General features: G+C 73.9%; 14 protein-coding genes. 6 read left to right on the forward strand and 8 right to left on the reverse strand.

What is annotated here, in order from left to right:
* Positions 1-4 precede the first annotated feature (4 nt).
* The 3 genes from ACQ452_RS20300 to ACQ452_RS20310 form a co-directional block, all read right to left on the reverse strand.
* Positions 5-130: a hypothetical protein gene (locus ACQ452_RS20300; RefSeq protein ID WP_433386700.1), complete on the reverse strand. Its 126-nt coding sequence runs from the start codon at positions 128-130 to the stop codon at positions 5-7.
* A 160-nt stretch (positions 131-290) separates the two neighbouring features.
* Positions 291-1,415 (reverse strand): glycosyltransferase family 4 protein, encoded by a 1,125-nt coding sequence (locus ACQ452_RS20305; RefSeq protein ID WP_433386701.1) that lies wholly within the window; start codon positions 1,413-1,415, stop codon positions 291-293.
* Positions 1,412-2,671, reverse strand: coding sequence for a M48 family metallopeptidase (locus ACQ452_RS20310; RefSeq protein WP_433386702.1), 1,260 nt, complete (start codon positions 2,669-2,671; stop codon positions 1,412-1,414). The genes ACQ452_RS20305 and ACQ452_RS20310 overlap by 4 nt, the downstream gene beginning before the upstream one ends.
* Positions 2,672-3,036: 365 nt before the next feature.
* Here ACQ452_RS20310 and ACQ452_RS20315 point away from each other — a divergent pair, with 365 nt between their 5' ends.
* Entirely contained in the window at positions 3,037-3,711 is a 675-nt protein-coding gene (locus ACQ452_RS20315) for a cytidylate kinase family protein (RefSeq protein ID WP_433386703.1), read from the forward strand.
* A gap of 96 nt (positions 3,712-3,807) precedes the next feature.
* Here the strand turns inward: ACQ452_RS20315 and ACQ452_RS20320 are convergent, their stop codons facing one another.
* A complete protein-coding gene (locus ACQ452_RS20320) occupies positions 3,808-4,017 on the reverse strand; it encodes a hypothetical protein (protein ID WP_433386704.1) in 210 nt (69 codons plus the stop codon).
* A 145-nt stretch (positions 4,018-4,162) separates the two neighbouring features.
* A complete protein-coding gene (locus ACQ452_RS20325; RefSeq protein ID WP_433386705.1) occupies positions 4,163-5,698 on the reverse strand; it encodes an NYN domain-containing protein in 1,536 nt (511 codons plus the stop codon).
* 127 nt (positions 5,699-5,825) lie between these two features.
* On the opposite strand from ACQ452_RS20325, the gene ACQ452_RS20330 reads away from it, so the two are divergent.
* From ACQ452_RS20330 to ACQ452_RS20350, 5 genes are all read left to right on the forward strand, one after another.
* On the forward strand, positions 5,826-7,580 hold the full coding sequence (locus ACQ452_RS20330; protein ID WP_433386706.1) for a DEDD exonuclease domain-containing protein: 1,755 nt from the start codon (positions 5,826-5,828) through the stop codon (positions 7,578-7,580).
* Between the two features lie 129 nt (positions 7,581-7,709).
* Positions 7,710-9,500: a RelA/SpoT family protein gene (locus ACQ452_RS20335; protein WP_433386707.1), complete on the forward strand. Its 1,791-nt coding sequence runs from the start codon at positions 7,710-7,712 to the stop codon at positions 9,498-9,500.
* Positions 9,501-9,555: 55 nt separating this feature from the next.
* The gene (locus ACQ452_RS20340) at positions 9,556-10,098 is read left to right on the forward strand and encodes an NUDIX domain-containing protein (protein WP_433386708.1); all 543 of its coding nucleotides are present in this window, start codon (positions 9,556-9,558) and stop codon (positions 10,096-10,098) included.
* 74 nt (positions 10,099-10,172) lie between these two features.
* Positions 10,173-11,021 carry a nucleotidyltransferase family protein gene (locus ACQ452_RS20345; protein WP_433394277.1) on the forward strand — a complete coding sequence of 283 codons (849 nt, stop codon included), beginning with the start codon at positions 10,173-10,175 and terminating at the stop codon, positions 11,019-11,021.
* Positions 11,022-11,057: 36 nt separating this feature from the next.
* Positions 11,058-11,345, forward strand: coding sequence for an Lrp/AsnC family transcriptional regulator (locus tag ACQ452_RS20350; RefSeq protein WP_433386709.1), 288 nt, complete (start codon positions 11,058-11,060; stop codon positions 11,343-11,345).
* Positions 11,346-11,438: 93 nt separating this feature from the next.
* Here ACQ452_RS20350 and ACQ452_RS20355 read toward each other — a convergent pair whose 3' ends face one another.
* The 3 genes from ACQ452_RS20355 to qcrA form a co-directional block, all read right to left on the reverse strand.
* Complete coding sequence (locus ACQ452_RS20355; protein WP_433386710.1) at positions 11,439-12,113, reverse strand: DUF4142 domain-containing protein; 675 nt, start codon at positions 12,111-12,113, stop codon at positions 11,439-11,441.
* Positions 12,114-12,295: 182 nt separating this feature from the next.
* Positions 12,296-13,924 carry a cytochrome bc1 complex cytochrome b subunit gene (qcrB, locus tag ACQ452_RS20360; protein ID WP_433386711.1) on the reverse strand — a complete coding sequence of 543 codons (1,629 nt, stop codon included), beginning with the start codon at positions 13,922-13,924 and terminating at the stop codon, positions 12,296-12,298.
* Positions 13,921-15,009, reverse strand: a complete 1,089-nt coding sequence (qcrA, locus tag ACQ452_RS20365) for a cytochrome bc1 complex Rieske iron-sulfur subunit (RefSeq protein ID WP_433386712.1) — start codon at positions 15,007-15,009, stop codon at positions 13,921-13,923. Before qcrA ends, qcrB begins: the two co-directional genes overlap by 4 nt.
* Positions 15,010-15,041 lie beyond the last annotated feature (32 nt).

Below are 15,041 nucleotides of genomic sequence, written 5' to 3' on the forward strand. Positions count from 1 at the left end.
CGGGCTACCGCCGGCTGCGCAGGATCATGATGACGACCAGCGCGAGGATGAGTAGGAGGAAGAACCCGTACATGACCGGTGCGGGCATCGGCGTCCTCGCGGTTCCCCCCGTGGCCAGCAGCAGCTCCATGTCGTTTCCTCCTGTCGTCGTGGCGTCCGGAGGTGGTGCTGCGCCCCGGCGCGGCCACGCAAACGACCGCAGGTGGCGCTGCGCCCCGGCGCGGCCACGCAAACGACCGCAGGTGGCGCTGCGCCTCGGCGGGGCCGAACGGCGCCGACGCAAGCAGCCGTCAGCCGGCGAGCAGGGCGGCCATCCGCTGCGCCTGCGCCTCCCAGCGCCACTCCCGCTCCACCCAGGAGCGACCGGCCTCGCCGAGCTGCCGGGCCAGGTCCCGGTCGGCGAGCAGCGTGGCCACCCGGTCGGCGAGCTGGGCGACGTCCCGGCCGCGGACCACGAACCCCGTCTCGCCCTCGCGGACCGCGTCGGGCGCGCCACCGGAGTCGCCGGCGACCACCGGCAGGCCGGTCGCGGAGGCCTCCAGGTAGACGATCCCGAGCCCCTCGACGTCCAGGCCGCGGTTGCGGGTGCGGCAGGGCATGGCGTAGACATCGCCGGCCGCGTAGTGGGCGGGCAGTTCGGCCGAGGGCACCGAACCGGTGAAGACCACGTCCCGCTCCACTCCCGACTGGCGGGCCAGCTTCTCCAACGTGGACCGGTAGGGGCCGCCCCCGACCACCAGCAGCGCGGCGTCGGGCACCCGCCGGCGGATCTCCGGCAGCGCCCGGATCAGCATGTCCTGCCCCTTGCGCGGCACCAGTCGGGACACGCAGACCACCACCGGGCGGTCGGCCAGCCCGAGCCGGAGCCGGACCGCCTCGCCGTCGACGGACGGGTGGTAGGCCTCCACGTCCACCCCGGGGGCGAGCCGGCGCAGGTCGGTCACCCCGTGCAGCGCCCGCTCCAGCCGCACCCGGGTGTACTCGCCCAGATACGTCGTCACGTCGACGCCGCGCCCGATGCGGCGCAACGCGGCCCGGGCGGCCGGCAGGGCGGCCCAGCCGATCTCGTGACCGTGGGTCTGCGCCACCACCCGACGGATGCCCGCGCGCCGGCGCAGGCCCGCGGCGAGCAGCCCGAGGGGGGCCGCCGCGCCGAACCACACGGTGTCGCAGTCGTACGCGCGCGCCAGCCGCGCGGCCCGGTGGGCCACCCGCGGGGTGGGCAGCAGCACCCGGGCACGGTCCCGGACCACCTCGAACGGCTGGTCGGCGTCGAACTTCTCCGCGCCGCGCCACGCCGAGGCGTAGACCACCACCGACCCGGCGGGCTGGCGTACCGCGAGGTTGTGCACGAAGGACTGGATCCCGCCCGGGCGGGGCGGAAAGTCGTTGGTGATCAGCAGTGTGCGGCTCATCGGCCGGCCTCCCTGGCGTGGGCGCGGGCGGCGGCCATCCGCTCGACGGTGGACGGGTGCGTCGCGGAGTAGAGGTATTCCCAGCGCGGCGGGTCGGGGTCGGCGAGGTTGATGCCGGCGAGCCGCCGCTGCATCGCCTCGAAGGCGGCCGGGTCGCCGGTCAACGCGAGGGCGTGCGCGTCGGCCCGCGCCTCCACCCGCCGCGACATCAACGCCTGCGCCGGCGCGGCGATCACCCCGGCGACCGTCACCAGGGCGAGCAGCAGGGGAAACGCGCGCGGCTGCGCGACCGAGTCGACGCCGGCCAACCGCAGCAGCGGGCCGGCGGAGCCGAGCAGGTAGAGCGCGACCACCGCCGCGGCGGCGCCCAGCGCCCCGGTCAACGTGCCGGCCGCCACGTCCCGGTCCTTGGCGTGCCCCAACTCGTGCGCCACCACTGCGGTCACCTCGGCCGGCGTCGCCTCACGCAGCAGCGTGTCGTAGACCACCACCCGCCGGGTCGGCCCGAGCCCCGAGACGTACGCGTTCACCGCCCGCGTGCGCCGCGACGCGTCGGCGACCAGCACGTCGCGCACCGGCACGCCGTCGCGGGCCGCCAACTGCGTCAGCTCGGTGCGCAGCGGGCCCGGCTCCATCGGGGTGAACCTGTTGAAGACCGGCTCCACGAGCACCGGGAGTACGAACGAGAGCAGCGCCACCAGGGTCGCCGCGCCGGCGGCGCCGAAGGCCCACCACCAGCGCGGCGCGAGCCGGATGACGGCGTAGAAACCCAGCAGCGCCACCGCGCCGATGACCGCGCTGACCGCGTACGACTTGAGCAGGTCGACGGCCCAGCCGCCCCAGCCGTTGGTGCTGAGCCCGGCGCGGGCGAGCACGGACTGCCGCCAGGCGGCGAACGGGAGGGTGATCAGGTCGGCGACGAGCAGCACGGCGAGCCCGCCGAACGCGGCCTGGGCGGCCCAGTGCCCACCGAACGGGCGGCCCGCCAGTTCGACGAGCCGGCTGCCCAGCGGGGTCAGACCGAGCAGCAGGGCCACCAGCAGGCCGACGCCGATCGCGGCCCAGCCGGCGGGGCGCAGCGCGGCGCGGAACTCCCGGCCCCGCGACACCTGGTCGGCGGGGAGGTCGCCCAGCGCGGCGAGCTGGTCGGCCCGGGGTGCCGGTGGCCGGTGCCACGGGATCAGCAGCGCGGCGGCGACGACCAGGGCGACGACCAGCCCTGCGAGGGTGACCAGTGCCCAGCCGCGCGGGGTCACCGCGACCCCCCTGGCGCCGCGACCGCCGCGTTCGTCCGGGCAGGCCCGTACGCGACCACGACCTCGTCACCATCGGGGAGGCGCACCGTGTCGCGCCGGCGAAGGCCTGCGACGCCGGGAGCCGGGCCCGGCACGTGGGACCGTCGTGGGCCGGGATCGCCGCCGATCGCGGCGGGGCTGTCACCAGTGCGCCGTACCAGCGTCATGCCGCCGCTCCCTCCGCCGTGACCGCCCATCCTATTGCCGACTCGACGGCCGCCGCGTCGCGGCGTCGCGCCCTGTTCCTGGCCGGCGCGGAAAGGCTCACGGGCATAAGGTCGGCTCGACACCGTCAGCTTCCCGCGACCAGGACTGGGGGAAAGGACGTGGAGCAGGGCGCCCGCGACGAGATGCTCGGCTGCCTGGCTGAGGCGGTAGGGTCCGTCACAGTCGCGCACCCGACGCGGGTTGCCATCGACGGACCGCCCGCCGCAGGCAAGACCACCCTCGCCGACGAACTGGCCGTCGTGTTGCGCGGCCAGGGGCGCGACGTCATCCGCGCGACGATCGACGACTTCCTCCTCCCCCGGGCACAGCGCTATCGGCGCGACGAGTACTCGGCCGAAGGCTGCTACCACGACGCCCATGACCACGACGCACTGAACCGGGTTCTGCTCGGTCCGCTCGGCCCGGGCGGAGATCGACGCTTCCAACCCGCGATCTACGACCGCGGTGCGGATACCGCGCTCTCCCCGCCGGTCGTGACTGCACCGGCCGACGCCGTGCTGGTCTTCGATGGGGTCTTCCTCATGCGCCCGGAACTGATCGACCGATGGGACCTGCGCATCTTCGTGTCGATGGCACTCGAGAAGACCGTGGATCGGGCCGTGTTCCGGGAGCGCCGGGTGTCATCCCGCGCCGAAGTCGAACGGCGCTGGCGCGAGCGTTACATCCCCTCCCAACGGTTGTACCTCGCTATGGTCCGCCCGACCGATCACGTCGACATCATCGTGCACAACGACGTGCCCCAGCAGCCGGCCTGGGAGACCCGGACACACTGACGACGCCGGCAGGCCGCCAGGGCCGGCACCCACCTGCCGGCCGAGCATGGCGCGGCGACGGGCCGCAGGCGATGCCGAGGGCTGCGCCGGGCGCCGCTACGCGGCGCGGGGCCGGGCGCGGCGGGACGCCGGCCGGGGCTCGGGCAGCACCTCCACCTCGAAACCGGCCCGGGCGAACACCTCGATCGCCCGGGCCTCGGCGCCGCCCAGCCCGGCGGCCGGGGACGAATCGTCGAACAGGGCGGTCACCAGGCAGCCGGCGCAGCCGCTCCCCCGGATCCCGCATCCCGCGCAGTCGATGAGCATCTCGCCTCCTGGTGCGCTGCGGCGGCCCGGGCGCGACGCCACCGTCGCCGCCCGAGCACCCTCGGTCACCACGACGCTAGGCGCGGGGTACGACAGAAAAGGGACAACGGGTCGCGGACGGCTCGAAAGCGATCAAGCGGCCCGATCAGGACCGGGCCAGCCGCCGCAGCAGCGAGTCGGCACCGAGCGGGTACGCGCCGTGCCGGCGTACGCCGTCGGCGACCTCGCGGTCCGACGAGACCACCACCACCGGGCGGCCCGGCGGCTCGGCGCGGACCAGGTGCCGGATCAGCTCGTCGGCGGTGTCCCCCTTGCGGGAGAAGAGCACCCGCACGCCGCGCGGCGAGGGCGGCAGCCCGTGCATCCGCTCGGCGCCGTCGAAGACCACCGTGACCTCGTCGCCGGTCTGCGCGGCGATCCCGCCCAGGCCGGTGATGAGCCGCTTGCGCTGCTGTTCCAGGGACATCTCGCCGAAGCCGCGCTTGGTCACGTTGTAGCCGTCGACGACGAGGTGCGCACGGGGCAGGGCGAGCAGTTGGTCGAGGCGGGCCGGATCGTCGGTGTCCCGGGCCCGGGCGGCGGGGCTGGCCGGCGCGGTGGAGGGCTCGGCGAGGGCGTCGGCGACGAAGTCCGCGGGCAGCTTGTCGACCGGGTCGAGCGCCAGCTCGCGGCGCAGCCCGACGGCGGCCTGCCCGATGGTCTCCAGCAGCAGCCAGAGCCGGGCGTCGTCGACGGAGCGGGCTTCCTTGGCGGTGGCCCGGGCGACTCCGGCCGCCCCCTCGGCCTCGGCCAGCCGGGCCCGGACCCGGCGCAGCTCGGCGTCGGCGTCCGCCGCCGCGCGGGCGGCGCGGCCCCGCTCGGTGGCGAGCAGCTCGGTGGCCTTGCGCTCGCGGGCCTGCGTCTCGCGCAGCGACCGGGTTAGCTGCCGGCTCTCCTCGCGTAGCTGGCCGACCTCGTCCCGGACCCGGGCCAGCTCGTCGCGGAGCTTCTCCGCCTCGACCCGGGCCACCGCCCGGTCGTGCTCGGCGCGGGTGGCCCGCTGCTCGGCCTCCCGGACCAGTTCGGCGACGACCGCGCTGTCGGCCTCGGCGCGGACCGCCGCGCCGCTGGCCTCGATCAGCTCCCGCCAGCCCCGGGGCCGGGCCAGGTAGGCCAGCGCGGCCACCTCGACCGGGTCGGCGGCGGCCGGGGCGGTGCCCTCCAGCACCGCCGCGCCCAGGTCGCCGGTGTCGGCGAGCACCCGGGCGGTGATCCGCTGACGGAACAGCGGGTCCGCGGTGAGCTGGGCGGCGATCGCCGGGGCCCCCAGCCGCGCCCGGCGGTTGGGGGCGAACTTGGCCACCCGGCGCAGCGGCACCGGCACCTCGTCGGCGGGCAGCCCGGGCAGCACCGCCGCGGTGAGCGCCACGATGCGCTGCCGGACCGGCTCGGGCAGGACCGGTTCCGGCTCGGACGCCGCCGCCTCAGAAGGCTCGGGCGACTCGGCACCGGCGGGCTCGGGGCCGGGCGTCTGGGAGCCGGAGACCTCGGGGTCGCCCGCCGGTGTGGCGTCGCCGGAGGTGGTGGCGTCCGCGCTCCGGGGCGGGCCCGCGTCGCGGGGGGCGCCCTCACCCGGGTCACGCGCAGCGTCGACCGGGTCCTCCTGCCGGAGGCGGTCGTCGTGCGGCTCGGTGAGGGGCATGTGGCAAGTCTCCCACCGCGGCCGGGCCCACCGCCCGGTGAGTGAGCCGATCTCTCATCCTAGACGGATGGCGATCTCTGGTGCGGATGCGACGGGAGTGTCGGACCGGAACGTTAGCGTGCCGCCGATGGCACAGACCGAGTACGTCCAGCAGCCGCTGGCCGGTTTCGACCCGGGCCCGGGCGGGATCGACCCGGCCCTGCCGCTGTACGCGGCGACCTTCGTGGTGGTCGACCTGGAGACCACCGGCGGCGCGCCGGACGGGGGCGGCATCACCGAGATCGGCGCGGTCAAGGTTCGCGGCGGCGAGGAGCTGGGCGTGCTGGCCACCCTGGTCAACCCCGGCGTGCCCATCCCGCCGTTCATCACCGTGCTCACCGGCATCACCCAGGCCATGCTGATGCCGGCCCCGCCGATCGAGCAGGTGCTGCCGAGCTTCCTGGAGTTCATCGCCGACGCCGTGCTGGTCGCCCACAACGCCCCCTACGACGTGGGCTTCCTGAAGGCCGCCTGCGCGAAGCACGGCTACCGCTGGCCCAACCCGCGCGTGCTCGACACCGCCGCGCTGGCCCGCCGGGTGCTGACCCGCGACGAGGTGCCCAACCGCAAGCTCGGCACCCTCGCGGCCTACTTCCGCACGGTCACCCAGCCGAACCACCGGGCGCTCGACGACGCCAGGGCCACCGTCGACGTGCTGCACGGGCTGATCGCCCGCCTCGGCGGGCACCGGGTCGACACCGTCGGCGACGCCATCGAGTTCGCCCGGGCGGTCACCGCGACGCAGCGGCGCAAGCGGCACCTGGCCGAGGGGCTGCCGAAGGCGCCGGGGGTCTACATCTTCCGGGCGGCCGACGACCGGCCGCTCTACGTCGGCACCTCCGGCGACATCGCGACCCGGGTGCGCAGCTACTTCACGGCGGCCGAGAAGCGGGCCCGGATCTCCGAGATGCTCGCCGCGGCCCAGCGGGTGGAGGCGCTGGAGTGCGCCCACTCGCTGGAGGCGGAGGTCCGCGAACTGCGGCTGATCGGGGCACACGCCCCGCCGTACAACCGGCGGTCGAAGTTTCCGGACCGGGTGCTCTGGCTCAAGCTGACCGACGGGCCCTACCCCCGGCTGTCGGTGGTGCGGGCCATCTCCCCCGGCGACGCCGCCTACCTCGGCCCGTTCAGCTCCCGCCGGGCGGCAGAGCTGGCCGCCGCCGGGTTCCACGACGCCGTGCCGCTGCGCCAGTGCACCCACCGGCTCTCGCTGCGCACCCTCACGCCGGCCTGCGCGCTGGCCGAGCTGGGTCGCTGCCCGGCGCCCTGCGAGCACAAGATTTCCCCCGAGGAGTACGACGCCCGGGCGGTCGCGCCGTTTCGCACCGCCACGGTCAGCGACCCCCGGCCGGTGGTCGACGCCCTGCTCGCCCGGATCGACGTGCTCTGCGCCGCCCGGCGCTACGAGGAGGCGGCGGTGGCCCGGTCCCGGCTGGCGGCGGTGCTGCGGGCCACCGTGCGGATGCAGCGGCTGACCGCGCTGACCGGAATCGCCGAGCTGGCCGCCGCGCGCCCGGCGGCCAACGGGGGCTGGGAGCTGGCGTTGGTGCGGCACGGCCGGCTGGCCGGGGCGGGGGTCTCGCCGGCCGGTGCCCACCCCCGCCCGACGATCGCCGCGATCCGGGCGACAGCCGAGACGGTCCCGCCCGGCCACGGGCCGATCCCCCGCGCCTCGGCGGAGGAGACCGAACGCATCCTGTCCTGGTTGGAGCGGCCGGAGACCCGGCTGGTGGAGATGTCCTCCGGGTGGGCGTCCCCGGTGGCCGGTGCGGCCCGCTTCCGCGACCTGTTACGTAAGGCCGAAAACGCCTCGTCCCAGCAAAGCTCAACCGAACGCCCATGACCAAGTGACCGATCGGACCACCTAGGCTCCCTTAGGCTGTTAGAGAAGTGCAGTCCTGCCCGTTTCGTGGGCCTGCTCCCGGTTGCCGGCAGTCGGCGGCCGTGGAGCCGGGGTGAGGAGGTGTCCCGCGTGGACCTCGACGCCGGACACGGCGCCGCCCTGGGGGGCGCCCTTCCGACCCAGGCGGGCGACATGCCGCTGGCCCGTCGCCTGCGCGCGCTGCTGAGCTGGCCGACCGCCGACACCGACCCGGTCAGTCACCTCGTGCGGACCCATCGGGCGATCCATTCCGGCACGGAGCCGTCCGTGCTGCGCCGGGCCTACACCATCGCGGAGAACATGCACCGTGGGCAGTTCCGCAAGAGCGGCGAGCCCTACATCACCCACCCGCTGGCGGTGGCGCAGATCTGCGCCGAGATCGGCATGGACGCGATCACCCTGGTCGCCGCGCTGCTGCACGACACCGTCGAGGACACCCACTACACCCTCCAGGCGCTCGCCGAGGACTTCGGGCCCGAGGTGGCACACCTGGTCGACGGGGTGACCAAGTTCGACAAGGCGTTCTACGGCAAGGCCGCCGAGGCCGAGACGATCCGCAAAATGATCATCGCGGCCGGTAAGGACGTCCGGGTCCTGATCATCAAGCTGGCCGACCGGCTGCACAACATGCGCACCCTGGGCGTCCGGTCGGCCGCGTCGCGGGAACGCATCGCCCGCAAGACGCAGGAGGTCCTGGTCCCGCTCTGCGACCGGCTGGGCATCCAGACGCTCAAGCGTGAGCTCGACGACGTGGTGCTGCTGCACCTGGAGCCCGACGAGCACGCCCGGATCGCCCGGCACGTGCACGACCGGCCGGGCTGGGACGCGTATCTCGCCGAGGTGGTCTCCCGGGCCAGGTCGGCCCTGCGCCGCAGCCGCGTCGACGCGGCGGTGACCCCCCGTCCCCGGCACCTCTACTCCATCTGGAAGGACACCGTGGCCGGGGGCCACAGTGCACCCTTCGACCTGCCCCGCATCGCGATCGTGGTGGACGGCCCGGAGACCGACTGCTACGCCGCGCTCGGCGCGGTCCACGGCCTGTGGCGGCCCGTGCCCGGCCGGTTCAAGGACTTCATCGCCTCCCCCAAGAACAACCTCTACCGTTCCCTGCACACCAGCGTCTGCGGGCCGAGGGACCGCACGGTGGAGGTCCTGATCCGCACCGAGGAGATGCACCGCACGGCGGAGTACGGCGTCGCCGTCGACTTCCGCTTCTCGCGCTCCGGCAACGCCACGGTGGGCCGCGCGGAGCAGCTCGACTGGCTGCGCCGGGTCCTCGACTGGGAGCAGGACGCGGCCGACCCCGCCCAGTTCCTCGAATCACTGCGCTGTGACCTCGCCGAGGCACAGATCCAGGTCTTCGCCGACGGGCAGCAGGTCGTGCTGCCCGCCGGAGCCACCCCGGTCGACCTGGCGTACGAACTGGACGCCGTGCGGGGTGACCACTGTCTGGCGGCGCGGATCAACGGCCGGCTGGCCCCCCTCTCCTCCGAACTGGACGAGGGCGACGTGGTGGAGATCTTCACCGAGAGCGACGCGGCGAACGGCTTCGACGCCGACGCCGCCCCGCCCGGGCCCCGCCGGGAGTGGCTCGGCTTCGTCAAGTCCCCGCAGGCGCAGATGCAGATCAGCCGCTGGTTCGCCGACCACACCGAGCCGGGCATCTCCATCACCGACAAGGTCCGCCTCGGCCGGGCCACCATCGGGCTGGCCCTGCGCAAGCACGACCGAGGCCTGGCCAGCGACCTGCCGCTGCTGCGACTGTCGGAGGAGCTGGGCTACCCCGACCTGGAGACGCTGCTGGTCGCGGTCTTCGACCGGGCGATCGAGCCCGACACGGTCGTACGCCAGCTCATCGACCTGGTCGACCACCGGCAGTGACCGCCGCTGCGGCCCGGGTGCTCCGAACGATCCTCGCGGCCACTAGCCTGGACGCATGATCCCCCGCTCGCGCGCCACCGGCCGGGCCTTCGCCTACCAGGTCTTCTACCGGCTGCCGCTGCCGCTGCGCCGCAACCTGGTCCGGCTGGCCGTGCCGAAGTACATCGTCGGCGCGGTCACCCTGGTCCGCGACAGTGAGGCCGAGGGGGCCGGCCGGCTGCTGTTGCTGCGCCAGCCGCCCGGCCGGGGCTGGGGGCTGCCCGCCGGCCTGTTGCAGAAGGGCGAGGCGCCGGTGGTGGGCGCCGCCCGGGAGCTGCACGAGGAGTCCGGCGTCCGGCTCTCGCCCCGGCAACTGAGCCCCGCCGTCCCGAACGCGGTGGTGCACGCCAAGGGCTGGGTGGACGTCGTGTTCACCGCCGAGGTGCCGGCGTCGAGCACCGAGCTGAAGGTCGACGGCGCCGAGGTCCTCGAGGCCGCCTGGCACCCGCTCGACGACCTGCCCAAGCTGACCTGGCCGACGGCCCGGCTGCTCGCGTACTACGACATCGGACCGCTGGCCGGGCAGTTCCCGCCGCCGGTGCCCGACACGAGGCCGTGAACCCCGGCGGCGCCGACACCGCCCACCCCGGCCCCGGCTCGACGCCGGCCGCCGGCCGGGCCGAGGTCTGCGCGGTGGTGCTCGCCGCCGGCGAGGGCACCCGGCTGCGCCCCCTGACCGAACGGCTGCCCAAGGCCCTCTGCCCGGTGGGCAACGTGCCGCTGCTCGACCGGGCGCTGCACCGGTTGGCCGGGCTCGGCCTGGCCGGGCCGGGCCGGGTCGCCGTCAACGCCTGCTACCTGGGCGAGCAGGTCGTCCGCCACGTCGGGGGCCGCGCCCACCTCTCCGTGGAGCCGGGCCAGCCGCTCGGCACCGCCGGTGGGGTGGCCAACCTGCGGGACTGGATCGCCGGACGCGGGGTCCTGGTCGGCAACGCCGACGCGTACCTCGCCGACCCGGCCCGCCCTCCGGGCCCCGACATCGCGGCGCTGCTGCGCGACTGGGACGGCGACACCGTACGCCTGCTCGGCCAGCCGGCCGCCGATCCGAGCGCGCCGGGAACCTTCGACGGCCACGTGTTCACCGGCTTCTCGCTGCTGCCGTGGCGGCTGGTGCGGGAGCTGCCGGTCGGCTTCGGCGACCTCGTCCGGGCCCTCTGGCGGCCGGCGGAGGCCACCGGGGCGCTGACCGTCGTGCCGTACCCGGGCACGTTCTACGACACCGGCACCCCGGCCGACTACCTGGCCGCCAACCTGCACGCCGCCGGCGGCGGCAACCTGCTGGACCCGACGGCCACGGTGACCGGCCGTTGCGAGGCTGCGGTGATCGGCGCGGGCGCGGTCGTGCGCGGCGACGTGCGGCGGGCGGTCGTCTGGCCCGGCGGCACCGTCGGCCCCGGCGAGCGCCTGCACGACGCGGTCCGCGCCGGCGCCGCCCTCACCGTCCCCGGCACAGCACCGACCCCGGACCGGGGAAGCATCTAGCATGGGCGACGACGCCCACGAACGGAGAAAAGCCCCGTGATCACCGCGATCGTGCTGATCGACTGCGCCACCGACTCGATCCCCGAGGTGGCCGAGAACCTGGCCAACCTGCCCGGCGTCAGCGAGGTCTACTCGGTCGCCGGCCACGTCGACCTGATCGCGATGGTCCGGGTCCGGGAGTTCGACCAGATCGCCCAGGTGATCGCCGGCAGCATCTCGAAGGTGCCCGGGGTGCTCAACACCGAGTCGCACATCGCCTTCCGGGCATACTCCCAGCACGACCTGGAGGAGGCGTTCGCGATCGGCCTCTCCAACGCCGACTGACGCGGGCGCCGGGCCGGTCGTCGCGACCCGGCACGGATCCGCGACGGCCGGCCCACCCCTGAGGGATGGGCCGGCCGCCGTGGTGCGCTGACGTCAGCTCTGCGTGGGAGCCGGCGTCTCGAAGGTGTCGCCCGGGGCCGGAGCCTCGGTGGTGCCGCCCGGGGCCGGAGCCTCGGTCGTGCCGCCCGGAGCCGGCGTCGTGCCGCCCGGGCTCGGGGTGCCGCTGGCGCTGGTCTGCGGCACCGGGATGCCCAGCTGCTCCGCCAGTTGCACCAGCGCGTCGTAGTGCGCCTGCAGCGTCGGCAGGGCGGTCTGGGCCAGCTGGACCACCGACTGCTCGGAGCCCTGCGAGATCTCCGTCTGGGTGGCCTGGATGGCCTGGACGTGGCCGGCCAGCTCGCTGGTCACCCAGAGCCGGTCGAACTCCTCGCCGCTGGCGTTGTTGAGCTGGTCGATGACGGACTGCTGATCCGCGGTGGGTTCGCTCGGCAACTGCACACCGAGCTGGGACGCGGTCTGCTGCACCGTCTGGTCGAGCTCGGTGTGGTCCGTCTTGAGCCGGGCACCGAGGTCCTTGACCCCCTGGTCCTGGCCCTTCTGCTGGGCCAGCTCCCCTGCGGTGATCTCGAACAGGTTGACCTGGTGAATGGCCTGCAGGTACTGGGTGTCCTGCTGTGACGGCTGCACCGCGGCCTGTGCCGCCGCGGCCGGCGCGACCCCCACCAGCAGCAGCGCGGCCAGCAGGCCGAGGCGTTTGATACCCAACATGCTTCCTCCCCCTTGAGACGTTGGACCGCACGGTTACCCGGCTGGCCGGGGTTATTCCTGCGATCCCCCGACGAGGGCGGCGACCGGCCGACCCGCCAGGGTCGAGGTGTCGGGGGGCGGAAACGGACGCGGCGCCCGTCGGAGGAGAACTCCGGCGGGCGCCACGTCGAGGTGTCGCAGGGTCAGCGGCGGCTGTCGCCGCTGCCGATCTCCTCCCGGTCGGCGCGGGGCTCGACCGGCGGGTGGCCCGGCGAGACCGGCGCCTCGGCCGGCTTCTCGATCGGGTAGAAGAAGCCCCGGATGGCCGGGCCGAGGGCGCCGAGCCGGTTCATCTTCTTCGGCACGACCCAGCCGGCGTACGGCAACGCGTCGTGCCCGTCGCCGTGCCCGTCGGCCGAGAGCGGCTGGTGCACCTCTTCGAACCGGCCGTCCGGCAGGCGCCGGATGATGCCGGTCTCGACACCGTGGGCGAGCACCTCACGGTCGTGCTGTTGCAGGCCCAGGCAGAGCCGGTAGGTGACGTAGTACGCCACCGGCGGCACGATGAGCAGGCCGATACGGCCGGCCCAGGTCATCGCGTTCAGGCTGATCTGGAACTTGTCGGCGATGACGTCGTTGGCCCCGGAGAGGGTCAGCACGATGAAGAACGAGACCGCCATCGCGCCCAGGGCGGTCCGGGCCGGAACGTCCCGGGGCCGCTGGAGCAGGTTGTGGCTCCGCGTGTCCTTGAGCCGGCGTGCCTCCAGGAACGGGTAGAGCGTCGACATCCCGACCAGGATGCCCGGCAGCACGACCGTCGGCCAGAACAGCGGCGGGATCACGTATCCGTCGCCGATCGGGATGTTGATCTCCCAGGCGGGCATCAGTCGGGTCGAACCGTCGAGGAACATGACGTACCAGTCGGGCTGGCTGGCGGCCGAGACCACCCACGCCTCGTACGGGCCGAACAGCCAGATCGGGTTGATCTGGAACAGGCCGCCCATCAGCGCGATCACGCCGAAGACGACCATGAAGAAGCCGCCCTGCTTGATTGCGTAGCGGGGGAACATCCGCTCGCCGACCACGTTGCCGTTGGTGCGGCCGGGGCCGGGCCACTGGGTGTGCTTCTGCTTGAAGACCAGGCCCAGGTGCGCGCCGATCAGCGCGAGCAGCAGGCCCGGGACGAGCAGCACGTGGGCGATGTAGAACCGGCTGATGATGATCATGCCGGGGAACTCCCCGCCGAAGATCGACGAGGTGACCCAGGAGCCGATCACCGGGATGGAGAGCATGATCGCCGAGGCGATCCGCAGGCCGGTGCCGGAGAGGCCGTCGTCCGGCAGGGAGTAGCCGGTGAAGCCGGCGAGGAAGCCGACCCAGAACAGCAGCGAGCCGATGACCCAGTTGGTCTCGCGCGGCTTGCGGAACGCGCCGGTGAAGAAGACCCGGAGCATGTGCACCACGATGGCGGCCATGAACAGCAGCGCCGACCAGTGGTGCATCTGCCGCATGATCAGGCCACCGCGGACATCGAACGAGATGTCCAGGCTGGAGGCGTACGCGGCCGACATCGGCGTGCCCCGCAGCGGCGCGTAGCTGCCGTTGTAGACCACCTCGGTCATCGCCGGCTCGTAGAAGAACGTCAGGAAGACGCCGGTCAGCAGCAGGACGACGAACGAGAACAGCGCGATCTCGCCGAGCAGGAAGGACCAGTGGTCCGGGAAGACCTTGTTCAGCAGCCGGCGCAGCGGGGTGGCGACCTGGAAACGGTCGTCCACTCCCCGGGCGGCGTTGCCCGGGACTGCTGCCATCTCAAACTTGCGCCGCTTCACGGCCGCTCCCAGAAGTCGGGCCCGACGGTCTCGGTGTAGTCGGACTTGGCCACGAAGTAGCCCTCGGCGTCGACCTCGATCGGCAGCTGCGGCAGCCGGCGGCTGGCCGGGCCGAAGATGGGCCGGGCGTTGTCGGTGATCAGGAACTGCGACTGGTGGCACGGGCAGAGCAGCCGGTTGGTCTGCTGCTCGTACAGGCTCGCCGGGCAACCGGCGTGCGTGCAGATCTTGGAGAACGCGGCGAAGTTGCCCCACATGTAGTCGCCGTGCTGCTCACGCTCGTTGGCCTGGCGCGACTTCTGCGCGTCCGAGTCCCGCAGGTGGATGAGCAGGGTCGGCGAGTCGGCGTGCTGGTTGCTCACGCCGTGCGGGATGCCGGGGAAGACGGTGATCTGGCCGCCCGCGCTGACGTCCGCCGGGCGCACCGGCCGGCCGTCCTCGCGGACCAGCCGGATCTTCTCTCCGCCCTCGGCGGGAGCGAAGCCGGTGGTGAACATCTGGTTGTTCTTGTGCGGCTGGGAGATCAGCCCGCCGACCAGGGGCGCCGCGGCGACCGCGCCGACCGGCGCGAGGCCGGCCAGCAGCGAGATGCCGAGCAGCGGACGGCGCTTCACGCCCAACTCGTCGGCCATGTAGAGCATGGTCTGGCCGGTGATGATCCGGTCGTCGGAGGCGACGGCACCCTCGTGCCGGTCCTGGATCGAGACCTCCTTCGGCAGCAGCTTCTTGCCCCAGGTGAGGATGCCGAAGCCGATGCCGAGCAGAGCCACGCCGAGGGTGACGCCGAGCAGCGGCGTGTACCACTTGTCGCCGCCGCTGCCCGGGGTGTATTCCCAGGGCCACCAGATGTAGATCGCCAGGAAGGCGGTCGCCGCCAGCCCGGTCAGCAGGAAGAACGACGCCACGGTGCGGGTCAGCCGGCGCTCGGCCCTGCTGCCCGGGGCCACCTGCGGCTCGTAGTGGACGATCTCGATGTCGTCCCGGCGCGCGCCCTCGCGGACGATGTCGAACTGGCTGAGCCCGGGGGTGTTCACGTCGAGCGGCTCCCGGCCCTGCTGGGCCTGGTGCTCGGTGTGCGCGGTCATGCCGTCACCTCGCTACGGGCGGTGCCGGCCTG

It is taken from the genome of Micromonospora sp. KLBMP9576 (assembly GCF_050941805.1).
Classification (GTDB): Bacteria; Actinomycetota; Actinomycetes; order Mycobacteriales; family Micromonosporaceae; genus Micromonospora.

Coding starts and splice junctions, on each gene's coding strand:
- ACQ452_RS20355 (WP_433386710.1), bottom strand. CDS start 12,113: ATGTTGGGTATCAAACGCCTCGGCCTGCTGGCCGCGCTGCTGCTGGTG.
- ACQ452_RS20305 (WP_433386701.1), bottom strand. CDS start 1,415: ATGAGCCGCACACTGCTGATCACCAACGACTTTCCGCCCCGCCCGGGC.
- ACQ452_RS20320 (WP_433386704.1), bottom strand. CDS start 4,017: ATGCTCATCGACTGCGCGGGATGCGGGATCCGGGGGAGCGGCTGCGCC.
- qcrA (WP_433386712.1), bottom strand. CDS start 15,009: ATGACCGCGCACACCGAGCACCAGGCCCAGCAGGGCCGGGAGCCGCTC.
- ACQ452_RS20300 (WP_433386700.1), bottom strand. CDS start 130: ATGGAGCTGCTGCTGGCCACGGGGGGAACCGCGAGGACGCCGATGCCC.
- ACQ452_RS20340 (WP_433386708.1), top strand. CDS start 9,556: ATGATCCCCCGCTCGCGCGCCACCGGCCGGGCCTTCGCCTACCAGGTC.
- ACQ452_RS20330 (WP_433386706.1), top strand. CDS start 5,826: ATGGCACAGACCGAGTACGTCCAGCAGCCGCTGGCCGGTTTCGACCCG.
- ACQ452_RS20325 (WP_433386705.1), bottom strand. CDS start 5,698: ATGCCCCTCACCGAGCCGCACGACGACCGCCTCCGGCAGGAGGACCCG.